This is a genomic window from Paenibacillus silagei (genome assembly GCF_017874735.1).
Lineage (GTDB): Bacteria > Bacillota > Bacilli > Paenibacillales > Paenibacillaceae > Paenibacillus_AQ > Paenibacillus_AQ silagei.
This window is the reverse complement of sequence record NZ_JAGGLV010000020.1, coordinates 80,914-100,334: the sequence shown is the minus strand read 5'-3', so window position 1 is coordinate 100,334 and position 19,421 is coordinate 80,914. Positions and strand designations below refer to the sequence as shown.

The following is a 19,421-nucleotide window of genomic DNA, read 5'->3' as shown; positions in this document are numbered from 1 at the left end:
AGTATGAATCGTGAGAATTCAAACAGCCGGGACCCCAAAGGTCATGCGCAATCTGAATGAATTTCTGATTCTGGACCAGATCATCGGCGGCGGACCGCAATCCAGAGCGGATCTTAGCCGGTATACCGGCTTAAGCAAGCCTACGGTATCCTCGGCCATTGCTCATCTTATAGAACGCGGACTGGTCAGAGAGACCGGCAGAGCGGAGAACACCCAGGGCCGCAAGGCAACACTAGTGGAATTCAACCCGAAATGCTTCTATACCCTAGGGGCCGAGGTCGGGGGAAGCGGTCTGCGGATAGCACTTGCGGATATGGGCGGAGAGATCTGCTATTACAAGCAGCTGGCTATGCCGGAGGGCGGGCTGACAGAGACGGTGTGTCAAGACTTCCTGGTTCAGAGCATAGAGGGACTGCTTGCGGATTCCGGGATCTCCCGGGAGAAGCTGCGGGCGGCGGCCTTCGGCATTCCAGGCGTGGTGGACCCGGCAGATGGAAGCGTGTCTGACCTGGTTGCCCCGCTGCGCGGGTGTGAAGCGGTGCTCGCGAGGGCTAATCTGGCCCGGCTGATCCCCGTGCCTGTCGTGACGGAGAACGATGTCAACCTCGCCGCTCTGGCAGAGTATACCTCTTCGGGGATGGCGGCAAGCGGCTCTCTGCTGTACTTCTCCATCGGCGCAGGAACCGGGGGCGGTCTCATTATTCATGGGGAGATCTACCGGGGGCTTGGCGGCGGTGCAGGCGAACTAGCCAATCTGATGCTGAGCGCAGGCAGGCTGGAGGATGTGTTGTCTACAGACGGATTAAGGCAACTGGCCAACCGGATGGCAAAAGAATATACAGGCGCAGGTGATACAGCGCATCTGCTGTCTACACCTGGAGGAACGGCAGCACAGATATGGGATGCAGTGCGCAGAGGCGAGCCTCTTGCACTGGCTATTATCGAGGCCTACTGCAATCTGCTTGCAGAGGCGGTGGGCAGTATTTGTACCGTGATGGCTCCAACGACTGTGGTCCTTGGAGGCGAACTGGGCAGCCATGGGGATATCCTGCTGGAGAGACTGGAATCCCGGCTCGGGGGGCTTCACCGGAAGCCCCGGCTGGCTGCTTCCAGCCACGGGGACAAGGATGTGGTACTTGGAGCGGTCCAGACCGCGGTCCAATTGGCTTTTCGTGAGATGCGGGCATAAGGAGCATAAGCTTATATTTTATAGAATGACGGGGGAATCCTAGATGAATATGTTAACTGCCGGAATTGATGTTGGCGGCACCAAGACACTGCTATGCCTCACAGATGAAGTAGGAACGGTGCTTGAACAGTACAAGGTGGAAACGCAGCTGAGCCGGGAGCCGGAGGTGTTCTTCCGCTGGTTATTCGCCGAACTGGAGCAGCTCTGCAAGCGTAACGGCACTACGCTCGCTTCTCTGAAGGGAGTGGGCATCGGGTTCCCTGGAGTCATGAATGAGCGTACCGGAACACTGACCAGCGCACCGGCGCTCAATTGGCCTGCAACCACGGATATTCGTCCGGTAATTGCCGATTATTATCCCGGACTGGTGGTGCTGGATAATGATGTGAACATGGCAGCTATGGGCGAGTATGCAGCAGGCTCGGCTGCCGGATCTGAGCATTTCATTATGATCACAGTCGGTACTGGTGTGGGCAGCGCCTTGTTCCTGAACGGCCAGCTCTACCGGGGAGCCAGCTTCGCTGCGGGTGAGATTGGCTATCTCATCGTTGAGCCGGGAGCGGTTCATGCTGCTGCCGATCCGGAGTACAGTGAGTTCGGCCCGTTTGAGATGGAGGTATCCGGCACGGGAATCGGGGCGAAGGCGGCGGCCAGGCTGCACGGGAACAACAGTAGTTCATTGATCAGAGAACTGGCGCAGGGCGATGCGGTCCGGGCGGAGCATGTATTTGCAGCCGCGCAGCAGCAGGATGAGACGGCACTGGCGCTGCTGGATCATGCGTATGAACAGATGGCGGCGGCGGTCAAGAATATAGCGATTACGCTGGATCTGGAGCTGGTCATTCTCGGCGGTGGTGTTGTGGAGAAGAACCCGGGCTATGTGCAGGAGGTTGCAGCGCGGATCAGCCGGTATACTCCTGAGCAATCCTTAACTGTCCGGCAGGCGGTGCTCGGCAATCAGGCGGGAGCAATAGGTGCTGCGGCGGCGGCCCGAAGCAGGCTGAGCGCAGGAACCGGACAGAATTGAGGCTATGAATATGAGACGCGGAACAAGTATAATGAGATTCTCTGTAGGCAGCAAGGAGAGCGAGGTCCTGCTGAAGATGCGCGGTCTGTACCTGTTCACAGGTCTGGCCGGGGGCAGCTTCAACCCTTATGTCACCTCTCTTCTGGTTCATCAGGGCATGACGAGCCAGAGGATTGGAGTGATGATGGCATTCGGCACCTTGCTGGCGATTCTGTTTCAGCCGTTATGGGGAATTCTGGTGGACCGCTATCAACGAACAAGACTGGTACTAATGCTTACCCTGATTGTTCCCGGCACCATAGTCTATCTCTACAATGTAAAATGGCTTGTCGTCATTGTGCTAGTATACAGCTTGTATACGATTTTTCAGAGCACCCAGACGCCGATTGCCGACGCTTATGCAGTGAATGCAGCTTCAGCCGCAGGCACCTCGTTCGGGACCATCCGGCTGTTCGGCAGTATCGGCACGGCGCTGGGAGGGTACTTCGGCGGACTGTATCTGAACTGGATGGGGGTCACCGAGCTGTGGATTCCCTTCCTGCTCTTCAACCTGCTTGCTCTTATCCTCGTGATGACCATTCCCGTGAATGTGCAGCGGCGGGCGCAGCATGTAACGTTCACCAGCGGAATCAGGCAACTGCTGGGTAACCGGGTCTTTCTGCTATTTCTCGCCGGTTGTTTTCTGGTGAACCAGACGCTTACGGCCTTCAACTCCTTCTTTGTGCTGACCTTCCAGATGGCGGGCGGGAGCTTCGCGTGGTCAGGCATCGCCCTGATGATTGCTTCCATTACCAGTGTTCCGGCAATGCTCGTGGCCGCAAGAGTCCTGAAGAAGTACGGCTATGAGAAAACATTGATGCTGGCCTCCGTTGTCTACATGCTCCGCTGGGCGATCCAATGGCTCATTCCTGTTCCCGGTGTTATGATAGGTGTCCAGACGCTGCACGGCATGTCTTTTGGTTTCTTCTACATTGCAGCCGTAGAATATGTGGCCTCCATTACGGGTAAAGAGCTGCAAGCCACAGGACAAAGTCTGTTCAATATGGTGTTTGTCGGTCTTGGTGGCATTGCCGGGAATCTGCTGAACGGGTATCTGCTGGAGACCGGCGGACCGGGACTGATGTATTTCTCCTGTACGGTCAGCGCCGCGCTCGGCGCATTGCTGCTGTACAAGGTAAGCTCAATTTCACGTAAGCAGCAGTCTGAATAAGAAGAAGGGGGAAGCTCTATGAAGCGCAGTTGGTATAGTCGGATGCTATTCTCATACTTCCCTGTCTTCCTGCTTGTAGTCACTGTTCTAATCTTCCTGGCCTTCATGGTCATTACGGAGCTGTCCCGCAGCGAGACGGAGAAGGCTAACTACGTATCCACCAGCTATGTGGCGGATACGGTGGAGCGGACCTTGAATGAGATAGAGCTGGGGGTGCTGCAGGAGATCGGAAATAACTATTCCTATAATGACTTCCTGGATGCGCCCTCCGGCACGGACTCACCGGCAGGCAGCTCGTATGAAATTGTGCAAAGTATGAACCGTCTATCCGAACGCTTCAGCCTGATTGATTCAATCTATGTCTACCGTAACAAGGACAAGCTGATGCTGGGCCAGAGCGGATACGTGAATCCGGGGCAGGGCCAAGGGCTGGAGGCAGAATATTTGCAGCAGCTCTCTGCGAATAAGAATAAGCAGCAACAGGGGTGGAGCGCTGTACGGATGGTTCAGCCCAGGAACTCTAAGGACTTGCGGCCGGTGATCAGCCTGGCCAGCAGGCTGCCGATTCCTTGGGGCTCCGACGGTTATATTGTTATTAATGTCAGTGTGTACCGCGTAGAGCGTCTAGTGGACAGCTTGACGAGTGGAGAACTGTCCTTCCTGCGGATCAAGGATGTCTCGGGAACGGCGATCTATGATTCTGCTCCGGCCGCAGACGGCGAGAATAACAGAACGCTCTCGAAGGTCGAGGCGAAGAATCTGGGCTGGACCTTCGAGAGCGGACTCCGGGCCGGGCGCTTATTCGATTGGATCTCGGTGATCTCCTACGTCTGGTTCATTCTCGGGCTGCTGACGATTGCGCTGGGCGTAGTGTATATCATCTACATCACCCGGCGGAATTACCGGCCCATCCATCAACTGATGGTGCGGATTCAAGGACTTCAGCCTGCGGCCCAGAATGCCGCACCTGGCGTAGCTTCCGATGAGCTGGCCCTGATGCATAATGCGCTGGACCGGCTGGTGCAGATCACTACCGACTATGAGCGGGAACGTTATGAGAATCTGGTCATTCAGCGACGGGAGCTGTTCCAGGATTTCCTCAGCGGGCAGCGGCTGGAGGATGTGGCAGAGCGGCTGGAGACGCTGGACCCCTTCGAGGGCACCAGGGAGTTCGAAGCGTTCGTTGTATTCACAGCCGAGCTGAACCGGGAGAAGGACTGGCATGCGCTGCCTGCTCAGGATCAGAACCTGCTGAAATTCGCCTTAACCAATGTACTGGGTGACCTGATGGCAGATAAGCAGCTTCAAGCCTGGGCCGAGTGGATCAGCGGGGAGCGGCTGGGGATGATTATTGGCCTCCGGTTCCAGCCGGTGAAGGATGACAGTGATACGATGCTGGAGCTGGCAAGAGACTGCCACCGCTGGATTATGGATAATCTGCGGGTATCCCTGACCTTCGGAGTGGGTACGGTCGTCCGGGACTGGCGGGAGATCCGGGATTCTTACGCGGCAGCGGCTGAGGTGCTCAGTCACAGGCTGGCCTTGGGAACAGATATTGCTGCAGTCCAAATGGATCAGCAGGACGATTCCGGATTGAAGAGCTATAAATACTTCGGAAGCTTCACCCAGCTGGTCCGTGAATTCCGCTTGTCGGGCGAGAACTGGCGAATCCGGCTGGACGAAATCTTCGATTCCTTCCGCAAGGACCGCCTGAAGGACGAAGAGATCTATATGCTGCTGGAAGTGCTGCTCCAGGCGCTGGAGCAGGAGCTTAAGGGGATAGCGGAGACGCTGGACCGTCAGCTCGCGGCAGCATGGAGCAGCGGTCTGCGGGAACGCATCCGGGGCAGCACCAATCTTGAAGAGATCCGGGAGCTGCTGACCGGCTGGCTGAATGAAACCTACCATGTCTATGTGTCGGTCAATGAGCTGAAGAGCCACCGGGTGATGATTACCGAGGTTAAGCATTATATAGAAGAGCATTATGCGAATCCTGATCTGTCCTTGAATCATCTGAGCGAGCGGTTCCAGATCTCTGCGAAATACGCCAGCTACCTGTTCAAGGAAGAATTCAATATGAAGTTCGTGGACTTTCTCGCAGAGCTGCGGCTGATGAAGGCCAAGGAACTGCTGGAGACGACTTCAGAGAGCATACAGGATATTGCCCTGCAGATTGGATATGCTAATTCCATTACCTTCGGACGGGTCTTCAAGCGTATTACGGGCATGACCCCGGGGGATTACCGCAAATCGAAGCTCCATAAAGATGAATAAGCAATGCGTAAATCCGGCTTCAGCTGATTCCGGGTTTGCGCTTTTTTTGATTATTGTGGGAGGTCTGGTGCAATGGGTAGTAAATACATGACATGACTAGTTATATATGAGTTAGATATTTAGGTTTATGGATACGATTTTCGTGAAGCATTCCTGCGATAATTGTATATTCAGAATGAAAAATGCTGCAATTCCATTGGGTTTTTCATGAAAATTCAATAAGAAACATGTATATTGTCGAATTCCGCAAACGATGTAATAATTCATCACATGGTCAAGCCGTAAGCATCATACAGAGACAACAGGCTGATTGAAATCAGAAATCGAAAGGGATAGGTGATAGGAAATATGACAAATGATAACGGTAAAAGAAAGTTGGCTCTCGGTCTCTCAGCGGTTCTTATGTCATCCATGGTATTGTCTGCATGCTCGTCTAAAGATTCCAGTGAAGCAAGCGGCAACGGTGCAGCACCAGCCGGCAGCTTGAAGATCGAAATTTTTGACCGTGGCAATGCGCCGGCCGGTGTTACGGCATCCGATAACTTCCTCACCAATTATGTTAAAGAGAATTTCGGAAAGGCTAACAATATTAATGTGGAATTCGTTCCTATCCCCCGCTCGGAAGAAGTGACTAAGCTTAATGTCCTGATGGCCAGCGGAACCGATGTTCCTGATATCGTCTTCACCTATGATTCCGGGACCTTCAACAAATATGCCGAGCAAGGCGGGCTGACGGATCTGACTCCGCTGCTGCAAGAACACGGACAGAACCTGACCAAGTTCCTTGGCGAGGATACTTTGCGCTACGGTCAATACGATGGCGTCCAGTATAGCATTCCCGCCAAACGCTCTACGATAGGTAAATATGCTTCCTTCATCCGTCAGGATTGGCTGGATAAGCTGGGGCTTCCCGTTCCGGCTACCTCAGAGGAGCTATATAATACACTGACCGCCTTCAAGACCAAAGATCCGGGTGAAACCGGCGGCAAAGTGATTCCTCTGGGCATGACGATTGCAGCGGCGCAGTATGATTCGCTGGTCTGGTCCTTCATCAAGCCGGTCAGCGAGCAGGAGCGCTTCGAGCTTACGCAGAATCTCAGCTCCCGAGACTACCCGATTCTGCTGCCCGGATTCAAGGATGCCATTCAATATATGAACAAGCTGTATAACGAAGGGCTGATCAGCAAGGACTTTGCCCTGGATGAGAATAAAGAGACCCTTACGCAGAATATCGGGAACGGGCTTGTGGGCGCATTCAGCGATGATAACGATGCGATCTTCTACCCTGACGGTACTTATGATGTTCTGACGAAGAATAACCCGAAGGCTGTGCTGAGCGCCATTGATCCGTTCACGAACAGCGAGGGGAAGACGGCCAAGCCGGTATCTGCTCCGAACGGGATGTACATTATGATTCCGAAGTCCAGCAAGCATGCGGTGGAAGCTATCAAGTATCTGGACTGGATGTCTACAGAGGGTCATTTGCAATATATCCAGAACGGGATTGAAGGCGAGCATTATACGCTGGAAGACGGCGTGCCGGTCTCCATTCCGGATCTGTCTGTCGAATCCTCGAACAAGCTGTCTGGCGGCGGGGATATCGGGATTATTGCGAACGGACGGATTTTTGAGAGCCAGGAGAAGAATAATGAGGCCTTCGTGAAGAGCTTCCGCACCCAGTATCAGGACATCATCGCGAAATCACTGACGATTTCCACCACTAACCCGATTGAGCCGGTGTTCACCAGCCGTCCGATTGAGGCCGAGAGCAAATACGGCACGACACTTAGCGATAAAATCAAGCAGCTAATGGTGAAAGCTACAATGGTCCCCCCTGGTGAATTCGAAGTCACCTATGAGAGTATGCTGAAGGACTACATGTCGAGCGGCGGACAGGCCATTCTGGATGAACGCAAGGCTGCCTACAGCGAGCAGAAATAATTGAATTCGAGGTCCGTGAGGGAGGGGAGCGGCAGGGCTGCCGGTCTTGGCTGCTTCCCCTTACAGCCTCAGGGGCACAGTGGAGGAGGAATCGTTGTGGGATACACCCGTTATTTCCGCAGAAATTGGCAGATGTACGCATTGCTGGTCTTACCCATGCTGTTCTTTATTATTTTCAAATACGGTCCAATGTATGGTGTGCAGATTGCGTTCAAGGACTTCAACTTCTTCAAAGGCATTGGTGGCAGTGAATGGATTGGTCTTGACGGATTCCGCGAGGTATTTGCGAATCAGGACTTTTATATAACCTTACGCAACACGTTGATGCTGAACTTTCTGGATCTGATCGTTTCTTTTCCCGCCCCCTTGATTATTGCCATTATGCTATTTGAGCTGAAGGTGGTCTGGTTCAAGAAGCTGTCTCAGACGATTCTGTATATTCCGCATTTTATTTCCTGGGTAATCATCGGCGGGATTGTGTACCAGCTCTTTGGCCAGCAGTCCGGGATGATTAACAACCTGTTAACGAGCCTGGGGCTGGATGCCATTCCTTTTCTCTCTGACAAAAATTATTGGCTGATCACGTACCTGCTGACTGGTGTCTGGCAGAGCGCAGGCTGGGGGACGATTCTCTATCTGGCGGCACTCGCGGGCATTAATAAAGAGCTCTTCGAAGCGGCGGAGGTCGATGGGGCCGGAAGAATCAAGCGCATTCTGCATATTACGATTCCGGGGATCAAGCCGACGATTGTTACGCTGCTGATCATTAATCTGGGCAACATGATCTCGATTGGCTTCGAGCGGCCGTTCGTAATCGGTAACCTTGCGGTTATGGAATACTCGGATGTGCTGAGTACCTTTGTCTACCGGATCGGTCTGGAATCGGGGCAGTATACGCTGGCTACGGTGGTTGGATTGTTCCAGGCGGTGGTCGGACTTCTTTTCCTGCTGGCGGCGAATTATATCTCCAAGAAGCTTACAGACGAGAGCATCCTATAATCAACCTTTGGATCGGGAGTGTACATTATGAATGAAAGAGCAGCTAACAAGGCGTTTGATACATGGATTGTGATCTGCTTAACCTTATCGGTGCTGGCATGTCTGATTCCGTTCGTGCATATTCTCGCGGTCTCCTTCAGCGGAACCGTCCCGATTGCTTCGGGCAGAGTCACTCTGTTCCCTATGGACTTCAATATTGAGGCGTATAAAAAAGTGTTCAGTGATGCTGCGATGATCCGCTCGCTGGGCTTCACGATATTCCTGACGGTGCTGTTCACAGCGCTGTGCATGATGATGACGGTTGCGGCGGGCTATGCCCTGTCGAAGAAGGATCTGAAGGGCCGTAAAATCTTCATGTTCCTCATTGTCGTCACCATGTTCTTCAGCGGCGGTATTATTCCAGAGTATATTCTGACACGGGAGCTGCATTTGCTCAATACGATCTGGGCGCTGGTTCTCCCTGGACTTATTAGCCCCTTCTATATGATTATCCTGATTTCTTTTCTGGCCGGTATTCCTGACGCGCTCAAGGAATCTGCTGAGATTGACGGCAGCAGCCAGTTCGGGACGCTGATCCGTATCATTCTGCCGTTATCCATGCCGGTGCTTGCTACCCTAAGCCTGTTCTATGCCGTCGGCAGATGGAACGGATTTCAGGATACGCTGATGTATATCACGAAGCCGGAGCTGTATCCGCTCCAGCTTAAGCTCTATCATATGATCCAGAACAGCCAGGTATCCGATCTGATGAGAATGGAGGGGAACGCGGTCAGCACGGTTGTGCCGGAGAGTCTGAAGGCGGCTACTGTAATGTTCGCCACAGTTCCTATTCTGCTCGTCTATCCATGGCTGCAAAGATACTTCGTCTCGGGTGTAATGACCGGAGCCGTGAAGGGCTGAGGCTATTGACTGGTACTGTATTGGCTGGTGTGGGTGCAGGTTCAGTATAAATCACGCCCTAACAGGGCTGGCAGATAGGGGAGTCGAGCAGATGTTCAAGAAGATAACGGACATTAATGACAAATGGACAGAGGAATCCATGGAGCTGCAGATCAGTGAGCGGGAGAGCCGGTACTTCGGGGGCGTGCGTGATCCGCTGAGCGGTGTAGCCTGGCCGAATCATACCGGCACGGCCCAGTATCTGGCGGCATGGGCGGCAGCCCTGGTGAATCCGCAGTCCCGGTATTACCGGGATCTGGAGCTGCTGGAGCAGCTGCATGAGGGGATGGCATTCATGCTGCGCTTCCAGCATGAGGACGGCACGATCTCGCCGGGCTGGACGAATTATCATTCCCCGCCGGATACGGCGTTCGTCGTGGTCGGATTAGCCAATATCCTCACGCTGCTGGAGCGGCAGAGCTGGCCGCCGCTGCAGCCGGTGACGGATCAGATTCGAGCCTTCCTTGTGCGGACGATTCCGGCGATGCTGACCGGGGGTGTACATACCCCCAATCACCGCTGGGTGCTGACTGCCGCGCTGGGGTCTTTGTACCGGATATTTGCCCTGGAGGAGTTACAGGCAAGAGCCGGGGAATGGCTTCAGGAGGGGATGGACATTACGCCGGACGGCGAATGGACGGAGCGGAGTAACGGAATTTACAATACGGTCAGCGACATCATGCTCTATTACGCCGCGCAGGATCTGAACCGTCCAGAGCTGCTGGAGCCGGTCCGCCAGAATCTGCGGATGATGAAATACCTGGTTCACCCGGATGGTGAGGTGGTCACCGATTACTCGGGGCGGCAGGATTTCGGCAGCGTCTACTCGCTGGCTGACTATTATCTGTGCTACCAGCTGATGGCTGAGCATGACCGAGACCCGGAATTCGCTGCTCTTGCGGAGCTGGCAGGCCGCTCGGTTATCCATCCGGGTTCGCTGCCCAATCAGATTATGCTGGGGTTCCTGCTCTATCCGCAGATGCAGGCGGCTTCAGTCTCGCCGGGAGAATTGCCGGACAGCTACCGCAAGGTGATCAATGGCACGTTTAATCGTCAGGAGCTGATGGGCCGAATCGGTCAGGACGGCTACGGCGGGCCTGTCCGCCACAGCAAGCAGCATACGGAATTCGGTGCTCCGGTTGCCCGTGTGCGCAGCGGAGAGACCAGTGTAAGCGTGATGACCGAGGCTTCCTCGCTGTTCTCGCTGCGGCATGGCCGGGCAAGGCTGCTTGGGGTTCAGCTGGCTTCAAGCTTCGAGCCTGGACTGATTACGATGGATACGCTGACGGAGATTTCGGGCGGCTATCGTCTGGAGTCTGTAGCCGGAAAGGGCTATTACGGCACCATTCCGGGGGACAAGCTGCCATCCCGGACCGGCTTGCCTTGCAGCCCGTGGTATCTGCTGCCTCATGGAGAGCGGCCGCTTACCCATAACCAGACGAGCAGTGTCTGCGTGAAGGTAAGCGAGTGGGAAGCTGGCTGGGATCTGCATTTCTCAGCGCCGTCTCCGGCAGATGTGCTGACCCAGATCGTCCTGCTCTTCGGCAGCGAGGGCAGACTTGAGGGCTCCGAGCTGACGCCGGTGCCGGGGATGAGCGAGGCTTCCTTCTGGACCGCCGGAACACTCCGCTATAGCGCAGGGGAGGACTGGATGGAGCTTGAGCAGGGCTGTCATGAGCATCACCTGGCCGATATCCGCGGGATGAGCTATCCCGAAGGCTGCCAGAAAGTCATCGTAACACTCATCACTCCTCTGGAATATAGCCTGCGGATTCGTCTTTCCTGACAGATGCCTATATAATGAAAGGGTTATCAGGATTTATCAGGACTTAAGGGTTCAGCCAGATTAGAAATTACGGTGTATGGAGGTAAGCTGCGCAATGAATATTTCATTTAATACCCCCGCCACTTATTGGGTGGAGGCGCTTCCAGTCGGGAACGGACGGCTGGGGGCTATGATTTTTGGCGGCATCGAGAAGGAACGTCTGGCGCTGAATGAGGACACACTGTGGTCCGGGTACAAGACAGACTGGAATAATCCGGAGGCCCGCGAGGTTCTCCCTGAGGTCAGGGCGCTGATTGCAGAAGGCAGGAATGAAGAAGCGGATCAGCTATGCAAAAAAATGATGGGCCCCTACGCCCAGTCCTACCTGCCGTTCGGGGATCTGCTGCTTACGATGGAGCACGGGCAGACCATAGACGGGGAATATAGCCGGAAGCTGGACTTGTCCACAGGTGTTGGTACCGTCTCCTATGTAATCGGCGGTGTCCGCTATACCCGGGAGGTCTTCGCCTCTCACCCGGACCAGGCGATCATTGTCCGCTTAACGGCCAGCGAGGAGAACCGGCTCAGCTTCCGGGCGAAGCTGGACAGTCCGCTCCGCCACCGTTCGGAAGCAGAAGGGGAGCACTACACGATTACCGGACATGCTCCTGAATATGTAGCACCGAATTATTACGAAGTCGATCAGCCGGTCCGTTACGGTGGAGAGTCCCCCCGGAGTCTGGAGTTCCACGGCCGTCTGGCTGCGGTCCAGACTGGAGGCCGCCTGGAAGCTACTGCTGACGGTATCCAAGTTACCGGCGCAACGGAAGCGGTTCTATACTTCAGTGCGGCGACCTCGTTCGATGCGGAATCGGGCACAGTGAAGGCGGATTACGATGTGCGGCAGCAGACTGCGCAAACGGTACAGCGTATCACTAATGAGCCTTATGCCGGGCTGCTGGGCCGTCATGTTGACGACCACCGGGAGCTGTTTGACCGGGTAGAGCTGCATCTGGGAGAGAGCCTGGCTCCGGAGGGCATGCCGACAGATCAGAGAATTGCCGCCTACGGCAGCAATGATCCGGGGCTGGTAGAGCTTCTGTTCCATTATGGCCGTTATCTGCTGATTGCCAGCTCCCGCCCCGGCACACAGCCGGCGAACCTCCAGGGCATCTGGAATCAGGATACCCGGGCGCCGTGGAGCAGCAATTACACGCTGAATATCAATGCGGAGATGAATTATTGGCCGGCAGAGATCTGCAATCTGTCCGAGCTGCATCAGCCGCTGATTGACTATACCCGGAGGCTGGCGGTCAACGGCAGCGAGACGGCCCGGATTAACTATGGCGCACGCGGCTGGGTAGCCCATCATAACGCCGATCTCTGGGCGCAGTCGGCTCCCGTTGGCGGCTACGGCGACGGAGATCCGGTCTGGGCATCCTGGGCGATGGGCGGGGTATGGCTTACCCAGCATCTGTGGGAGCATTATGCCTTCAGCGGCGATCTGTCCTATCTGCGGGAGACCGCGTATCCTGTGATGAAGGAAGCGGCCTTGTTCTGCCTGGATTGGCTGATCGAGAACCCGGACGGGTACCTGATTACCTCACCATCCACTTCTCCTGAGCACAAAATCGTAGACGGCGGCAAGAAGTATGCCGTCAGCGAAGCGGCAACCATGGATCTGTCGCTGATCGCGGAGCTGTTCACGAACTGCAGCTTTGCTGCCGGATTGCTTGGGCTGGACGGCGAATTTGCAGCTGAGCTGGAGACTGCTCGCGCGCGGCTGCTGCCGTTGCAGGTAGGTGCAGGCGGCCGGCTTCAGGAGTGGTCAGCGGATATGGAGGATGAGGATGTGCATCACCGCCATGTCTCCCATCTGGTCGGGGTCTACCCGGGCAGATTGATCACGGAGAAGTTAGTTCCCGAGCTGTATGAAGCAGCCAGAACCTCGCTTGAGATTCGCGGAGACGGCGGAACCGGCTGGAGCCTGGGCTGGAAAATCGGACTATGGGCCAGATTCAGACAGGGTGACCGCGCCAAGCAACTGATCACGAACCTGCTGACGCTGGTTCAGCCGGAGGCCGTTAACAATGAACGCGGCGGTGTCTATCCGAACCTGTTCGACGCTCATCCGCCGTTCCAGATTGACGGGAACTTCGCGGCTACAGCCGGAATTGCCGAGATGCTGCTGCAATCCCACCAGGGTTATCTGGAGCTTCTGCCCGCCTTGCCTTCAAGCTGGAGCGAAGGTAGAGTGAAGGGGCTGCGGGCGCGCGGCGGCTATGAGGTGAACCTGACCTGGAGTGCTGGCGTTCTCGGACAAGCGGAGGTTACCGCTCATCTTGGTGGAGAGTGCTCCATTATGGCAGAACGTCCGGTAACTGTGGAGCGCGGAGAGCTCCGGCAGCAGATGGAGCCTGGATCAGATGGATTGGTGCGTGTTCAGATGCAGGCTGGGGAACGTGTCGTTATCCGGTATGCAGCAGTATAGTAGTATGGTAAATAAAGCAGAGTAAATCAGACCGAGTAAATATAGTCTGTACAGTTTGCAGCACACTTCAGATGGATGGAGTGTGCTGTTTTTGCGTTGTTCGGGTAGGCGCGTGGGCCAAATGTATGCGAAAAACTGACCACATTGCGCCGGATGGTGATGTGCGGACCAAATGTAATCGAAAAACCGACCACATTGCGCCGGACGGTGCCATACGGACTAAATGTAATCAAAAAACCGATTACATTGCGCCGGACGGTGCCATACGGACTAAATGTAATCGAAAAACCGATTACATTGCGCCGGACGGTGCCATACGGACTAAGTGTAATCGAAAAACCGATTACATTGCGCCGGACGGTGCCATACGGACTAAGTGTAATCGAAAAACCGATTATATTGCGCCGGACGGTGCCATACGGACTAAATGTAATCGAAAAACCGATTACATTGCGCCGGATGGGATGTGCGGACCAAATGTAATCGAAAAACCGACCACATTGCGCTGGGTGGTAGTGTGCGGGCCAAATGTAATCGAAAAACTGACCACATTGCGCTGGGTGGTAGTGTGCAGGCCAAATGTAATCAAAAAAACCGATTACATTGCGCTGGATGGTGATGTGCGGACCGAATGTAATCGGAAAACCGACCACATTGCGCTGGGTGGTAGTGTGCGGGCCAAATGTAATCGAAAAACAGGCATGACAAGACAGAGGCCTTGTCACCCCCAGGAATGAAAATAAGTCGGGTGCATCAGTCGCATCCCGACTTTTATTTTCGTATTAAACCGATTACATTGTGCTGGCGCGAGGGGGAGCCGGGTGTATGCGGAAAACCGCTAATTTCCCCAGCCCCGCTTATCATTTTGTTATCAATCCTATCAAATTGTTATTTGTAAACGATTTCCAATCGGCTATAATCCATTATGTAAACGCTTTATTATGATGAATCTAAGGAGGGTACAGATGCTCAAGCCTAAACGAATAATGAGCCTCACGCTGGCGCTGGTCGTCCTCGCAGCCTCGGTGCTGCCCATGCGGACACCGCTCTATGCGGCGGCCGAGGGAGGCCCGGCCGTTGTTCTCGCTTCGGACTATGAGGATGGCACCGCGCAGGGCTGGACCAAGAAAGGCGACGAACAGCTAACGGTAACGAAGGAAGTCTATCATGGAGGCTCCTACAGTCTGTATGTGGATGGACGGACCAAGGATTGGGAAGGGCCCAATCAGTTGCTAACGGACCAGATGACTCCGAATACAGCCTACACCGTGGGAGCATGGGTGAAATCTCCGGCGCCGGTCAAATTCACGGTACATACCAAAATCGGCGAAGCCGAGGATTGGAAGGCTGTAGCGGAATTGAACGGCGGGCAATGGTCTGAGGAATGGACTTATCTGGAAGGTACTTATATTACAGGCGATAAGGTAGGCTTCACGGAGATCTATGCGGAAGCCGCAGCAGGAACTGCATTCTACTTGGATGATATCAAGATTACCGCCGCTGCGGTTGACGTCCCGGAGGGGGAGGAAGGGCTGCGTACGGATTTTGAAGACGGAACGCTTCAGGGCTGGAAGCACCGGATTGGCCCGGAATCGTTGTCGGTGAGTCAGGATACGGCCAATACCGGAACTCACAGTATGCTGGTAGAGGGAAGGGAGCGCAGCTTCTACGGGCCAAGCCTGAGTGTGAAGGAGCATCTGCGGCCGGGCAAGAGCTACCAGTTCTCGCTGTATGTCCGCCTGAAGGAGAAGCCGGAGGCAGACAAAAGCCTGCAAATGACCGTGTATAAGAAGGCTGGCTCCGAGAGCTGGAATGCGATTGATAAGGTTAGCATTAAGGCTGATGAGTGGGATCAATGGCATCTGCTGAAGGGGAATTTCCAGTACAGCGACCAGCCGTCCGAGCTGAACCTGTTCGTGGAGACGCCTTATATTACAGAGGATACCGTCGATACCTTATCCTTCTATGTGGATGATGTAACCGCCCAGCCTGCTACAGAGCTGAGCATTGAACAGGATATTCCGTCGTTAAAAGACATCTACGCTGGTGACTTCGCCATCGGAGCCGCAGCGTATTCCTGGCAAATGGAAGGGGTCTACGGAGAGCTGCTGAAAAAGCATTTCAACAGCATCACAGCCACCTATGAAATGAAGCCCAAGTTCCTTGCGCCTTCCGAAGGCACCTATGTCTTCGACGGTGCGGATAAATATGTGGAGTTTGCCCAGGCAAACGGGATGGGACTTCGCGGACACGCACTGCTCTGGCACATCGATGCTGCGGAGTGGATGTTCACGGGTCCTGACGGCCAGCCGGCCAGCAGAGAACTGCTGCTTACGCGCCTACAGAGTTATATCGAGACGGTTATGCACCGCTATAAGGGCAAAATCTACGCCTGGGATGTAGTGAACGAAGCGATTGCCGACAATGGCGGCGGTCCGGACGGCATGAGAATCACGCCTTGGTATACCCTGATAGGCCCGGATTATATCGAGAAGGCGTTCGAATTCGCACGTGCGGCCGACCCGGAAGCGAAGCTCTATTACAATGACTATTACACCGAGGTTCCCGAAAAGCGTGAGCATATCTACAAGCTGCTGAAGACGCTCAAGGCGAAGAATCTGATTGACGGCGTGGGCCTCCAGTCTCACCATGGCCTGTATTCACCGTCCATTCCGGAGATCGAGAAGACGATTCAGCAGTTCTCCCAGCTGGGGCTGGATATTCAGATCACCGAGCTGGATGTCGATTCGGGCATTAGCCCGTCCTCCCCGCTGCCGGCGGATATCGCTGCACGGCAGGGCAAGCGCTATAATGATCTGTTCGAGTTATACAAGAAGTACAAGGACACAATCTCCTCGGTCTCTATCTGGGGCGTGCAGGATGAGAAAAGCTACAATAACCATGCCATGTTATTCGATGAGCAGCTGAAGGCGAAGCCTGCTTTCTGGGGAGCGGCTGATCCCTCCAAGCTGCCGGACATCCATAATGTAGCTGTGGCTCTGGAGGGTACGCCTCAGACAGGCGAAGCCGGGCAAGCCCTGTGGAGCAAAACAGCAGGGATTCCGCTGGAACAGGGCAGTACAGTAACTGCCAAGGTTCATACGCTGTGGGATACGAACAATCTGTATGTGAAGGCAGACGTTACCGATGCTAGTCGGAACGCGGAAGACAAGGTTGAGCTTTTCCTGGATGAGAACAATGGGAAGACTACGGCTTATCAGCCGGATGACCGCAAGATCAGCTTACTGCGTTCGGGCTCCGGGACCGAAGGAGTCAGCTTCACCAGCACAGAACGTGAGGGCGGTTATATCATTGAAGCGAAAATTCCGCTTATAACCGTCAAAGGTTCCGCAGGCGCGGAGTTGGGTCTTGATATCCGTGTCAGTGACGCCAGTGTTCCGGGTTCTGTTCCTGCCTACTGGAATGATAGAAGCCAATCCCAGGATACGGATACCAGCCGTTACGGAGTCCTCCAGCTCTCTGCAATGCCTAATTCAGCGGAGTCAGTGAAGGGTCAGGTGCAGATTGACGGGCAGATGGATGCGGTATGGGAGCTGGCGAAGCCTTTTGAAGTTAAATTGGCTTCCTCGCCTTACAGCACCACCGCAGAAGCCAGATCAATGTGGTCGGAGGACAGCCTCTACCTGATCGTAGACGTGAAGGATGCCGTTCTGAAGGCAGATGCTGTAAATCCATGGGATCAGGACTCCGTGGAAATCTTCATCGATGAGAATTTCAACAGAACCCCTTATTACGAGGGGGATGATGGCCAATACCGGATTAATATTAATAATGTGGCTTCCTTCGGCGGAGGCGCCTCGGATAGCAGATTGACCAGCGCGGTAGTCCATACGGACACCGGGTACCGCGTGGAAGCGCAGATCGACTTCGGCACGATTAAGGCAAAGGCGGGAAGCTCCATCGGGCTTGATCTGCAGATCAATGATGATCGGGGCGACGGCACCCGCAGTACGATTAAGTGGAATGACAGGGGAGAGGATACCTGGCGGGACACCTCCAATTTCGGGATTTTGACCTTTGTGGCGTCTGAGGCGGCACCGCAAACCCCTACAGACGGGACTTCTACGTATCCATCGTCAAGCTCGACACCATCCGTGAAGGCACCTGCTCCGGCGGCAGTGAACTTCACGGACGGCAAGCTTTCCGTTCAGGCTTCCCCGGATAAGGCAGGAATCCTGCATGTGAATCTCATGCCTGAGGCCGTCCGCCAGGCGGTGCTTCAGTCGCTGGACAGCGGCATTCTGAAGATCGCCGTTAAACCTGCGGCAGGAGCCGAAATGCTACAGCTCGGGCTTCCGCTTCAGAGTCTGGCCGCACAGCCGAAGATTAAGGAGATTCAGATTGAGAGCGGCTTCGGGGCGGTTCTGAGCCTGAATACAGAGCTGCTGAAATTGCAGGATACACAGGCAGGAGATGTTCTACAGCTTCAAGTGAAGCGTGTGGCCCAGGACGGATGGCCGGCAGATGTGAAGGCCCGCTTGAATGGAGCGGCTGTACTGGACTTCTCGCTCACTATCCATGGAGCCAAGATTACAGCAGTTGACGCAACGGCGCTTACCTTGCTGCTGCCTTATGAACTTAAGTCAGGCGAGCGGGCGCACCAGCTTGTGGTATATCAGGTGCTGGAGAATGGGCGGCTTGTAGTTGTGAAGGATCGTCAGTATGATCCGGCTACAGGCTATGTCTCCTTCAAGACCAAGGAGCTTGGACAATATGCGGTTGCCACGGTGAAGCTAACCGATCACAAGGGCAGCAAATGGGCAGCCGAGAGTGTTGAAGCTCTGACTGCAAAAGGAATACTTCCTCTGGGAGCAGAGGCTTCCTATGAGACCGGGGTATTGATGAACCGTGCGGAATTTGCCCAGCTTCTGGTCGATGCTTTTGACCTTCACGCTGACGCAGCCGCTCCAGGCTTCAAGGATGTCAGCATGGATTCCCCATATGCCGAGGCTATCCACATTGCTGGAGCCTTAGGCATTGTAAAAGGTAGAGCAGACGGGCTCTACAGTCCCAACGCTACACTCAGCCGTCAGGAAATGGCGGTCATGCTGAACCGGCTCGTCCAGCTGGAGCAGATCGTGCTGAAGGGCGATTCCCCTGCTGTGCACAGCTTCAAGGATCTGAACCAGCTGAGCGGGGAAGCTTCGGGCGCTATTGAGAAGCTGCGGGCTGCCGGAGTCATCCAAGGCGCACAGAACGGCAACTTCCTGCCGAAGGCCCAGATGACCAAGGAGCAGGCTGCCGTGGTAGTATACCGGATAATCAGCCTCAATCAGTAGAGTAGTATCCGCGAGTCTATAGCACTGATCCAAGCAGCGGTTCTCCCAGGTAAGGGGCCGCTGCTTTTTGCGATGGGAGGGAGCGTACCATGTGGGAGGACAATCGATGGATAGAGGTGTCGCTAGGAGCGAGTGGATGTCAACAGGGAGAGTGAGCCGCTTGGAGCGTTTGGACATTGATGAGTGGAGAGTAGTGCCTGGAACGGGTGGATGTTTGTGATGGGAGTAATATGGCTGCGGTGTCTGCTTTAGGGGACTGTTATGTCTGCATTGTCCGCGTTGCCCC

The 19,421-nt window shown here is 54.7% G+C and carries 11 protein-coding genes; 10 read left to right on the top strand and 1 reads right to left on the bottom strand.

Annotated elements, in window-relative coordinates; translation table 11 throughout:
* Positions 1-10: 10 nt before the first annotated feature.
* The 9 genes from J2Z70_RS24535 (at position 11) to J2Z70_RS24495 (ending at position 13,835) form a co-directional block, all read left to right on the top strand.
* Positions 11-1,189: an ROK family transcriptional regulator gene (locus tag J2Z70_RS24535; protein ID WP_209877538.1), complete on the top strand. Its 1,179-nt coding sequence runs from the start codon at positions 11-13 to the stop codon at positions 1,187-1,189.
* Between the two features lie 43 nt (positions 1,190-1,232).
* Positions 1,233-2,216 carry an ROK family protein gene (locus J2Z70_RS24530; RefSeq protein ID WP_209877536.1) on the top strand — a complete coding sequence of 328 codons (984 nt, stop codon included), beginning with the start codon at positions 1,233-1,235 and terminating at the stop codon, positions 2,214-2,216.
* A gap of 31 nt (positions 2,217-2,247) precedes the next feature.
* Complete coding sequence (locus J2Z70_RS24525) at positions 2,248-3,426, top strand: MFS transporter (RefSeq protein WP_245368494.1); 1,179 nt, start codon at positions 2,248-2,250, stop codon at positions 3,424-3,426.
* Positions 3,427-3,444: 18 nt separating this feature from the next.
* Complete coding sequence (locus J2Z70_RS24520) at positions 3,445-5,700, top strand: helix-turn-helix domain-containing protein (RefSeq protein ID WP_209877534.1); 2,256 nt, start codon at positions 3,445-3,447, stop codon at positions 5,698-5,700.
* Between the two features lie 348 nt (positions 5,701-6,048).
* Complete coding sequence (locus J2Z70_RS24515) at positions 6,049-7,641, top strand: extracellular solute-binding protein (protein WP_209877532.1); 1,593 nt, start codon at positions 6,049-6,051, stop codon at positions 7,639-7,641.
* A 132-nt stretch (positions 7,642-7,773) separates the two neighbouring features.
* Complete coding sequence (locus J2Z70_RS24510; RefSeq protein WP_209877623.1) at positions 7,774-8,640, top strand: ABC transporter permease; 867 nt, start codon at positions 7,774-7,776, stop codon at positions 8,638-8,640.
* Positions 8,641-8,667: 27 nt separating this feature from the next.
* Positions 8,668-9,540: a carbohydrate ABC transporter permease gene (locus J2Z70_RS24505; protein WP_209877530.1), complete on the top strand. Its 873-nt coding sequence runs from the start codon at positions 8,668-8,670 to the stop codon at positions 9,538-9,540.
* A gap of 91 nt (positions 9,541-9,631) precedes the next feature.
* The gene (locus J2Z70_RS24500; RefSeq protein ID WP_209877528.1) at positions 9,632-11,365 is read left to right on the top strand and encodes a hypothetical protein; all 1,734 of its coding nucleotides are present in this window, start codon (positions 9,632-9,634) and stop codon (positions 11,363-11,365) included.
* Positions 11,366-11,459: 94 nt separating this feature from the next.
* Positions 11,460-13,835, top strand: coding sequence for a glycoside hydrolase family 95 protein (locus tag J2Z70_RS24495; protein WP_209877526.1), 2,376 nt, complete (start codon positions 11,460-11,462; stop codon positions 13,833-13,835).
* 26 nt (positions 13,836-13,861) lie between these two features.
* On the opposite strand, the gene J2Z70_RS24490 is transcribed toward J2Z70_RS24495, so the two are convergent.
* Complete coding sequence (locus J2Z70_RS24490) at positions 13,862-14,560, bottom strand: right-handed parallel beta-helix repeat-containing protein (protein WP_209877524.1); 699 nt, start codon at positions 14,558-14,560, stop codon at positions 13,862-13,864.
* Between the two features lie 240 nt (positions 14,561-14,800).
* Here J2Z70_RS24490 and J2Z70_RS24485 point away from each other — a divergent pair, with 240 nt between their 5' ends.
* Positions 14,801-19,135 (top strand): endo-1,4-beta-xylanase, encoded by a 4,335-nt coding sequence (locus tag J2Z70_RS24485; RefSeq protein WP_209877522.1) that lies wholly within the window; start codon positions 14,801-14,803, stop codon positions 19,133-19,135.
* The last annotated feature ends 286 nt before the right edge of the window (positions 19,136-19,421 follow it).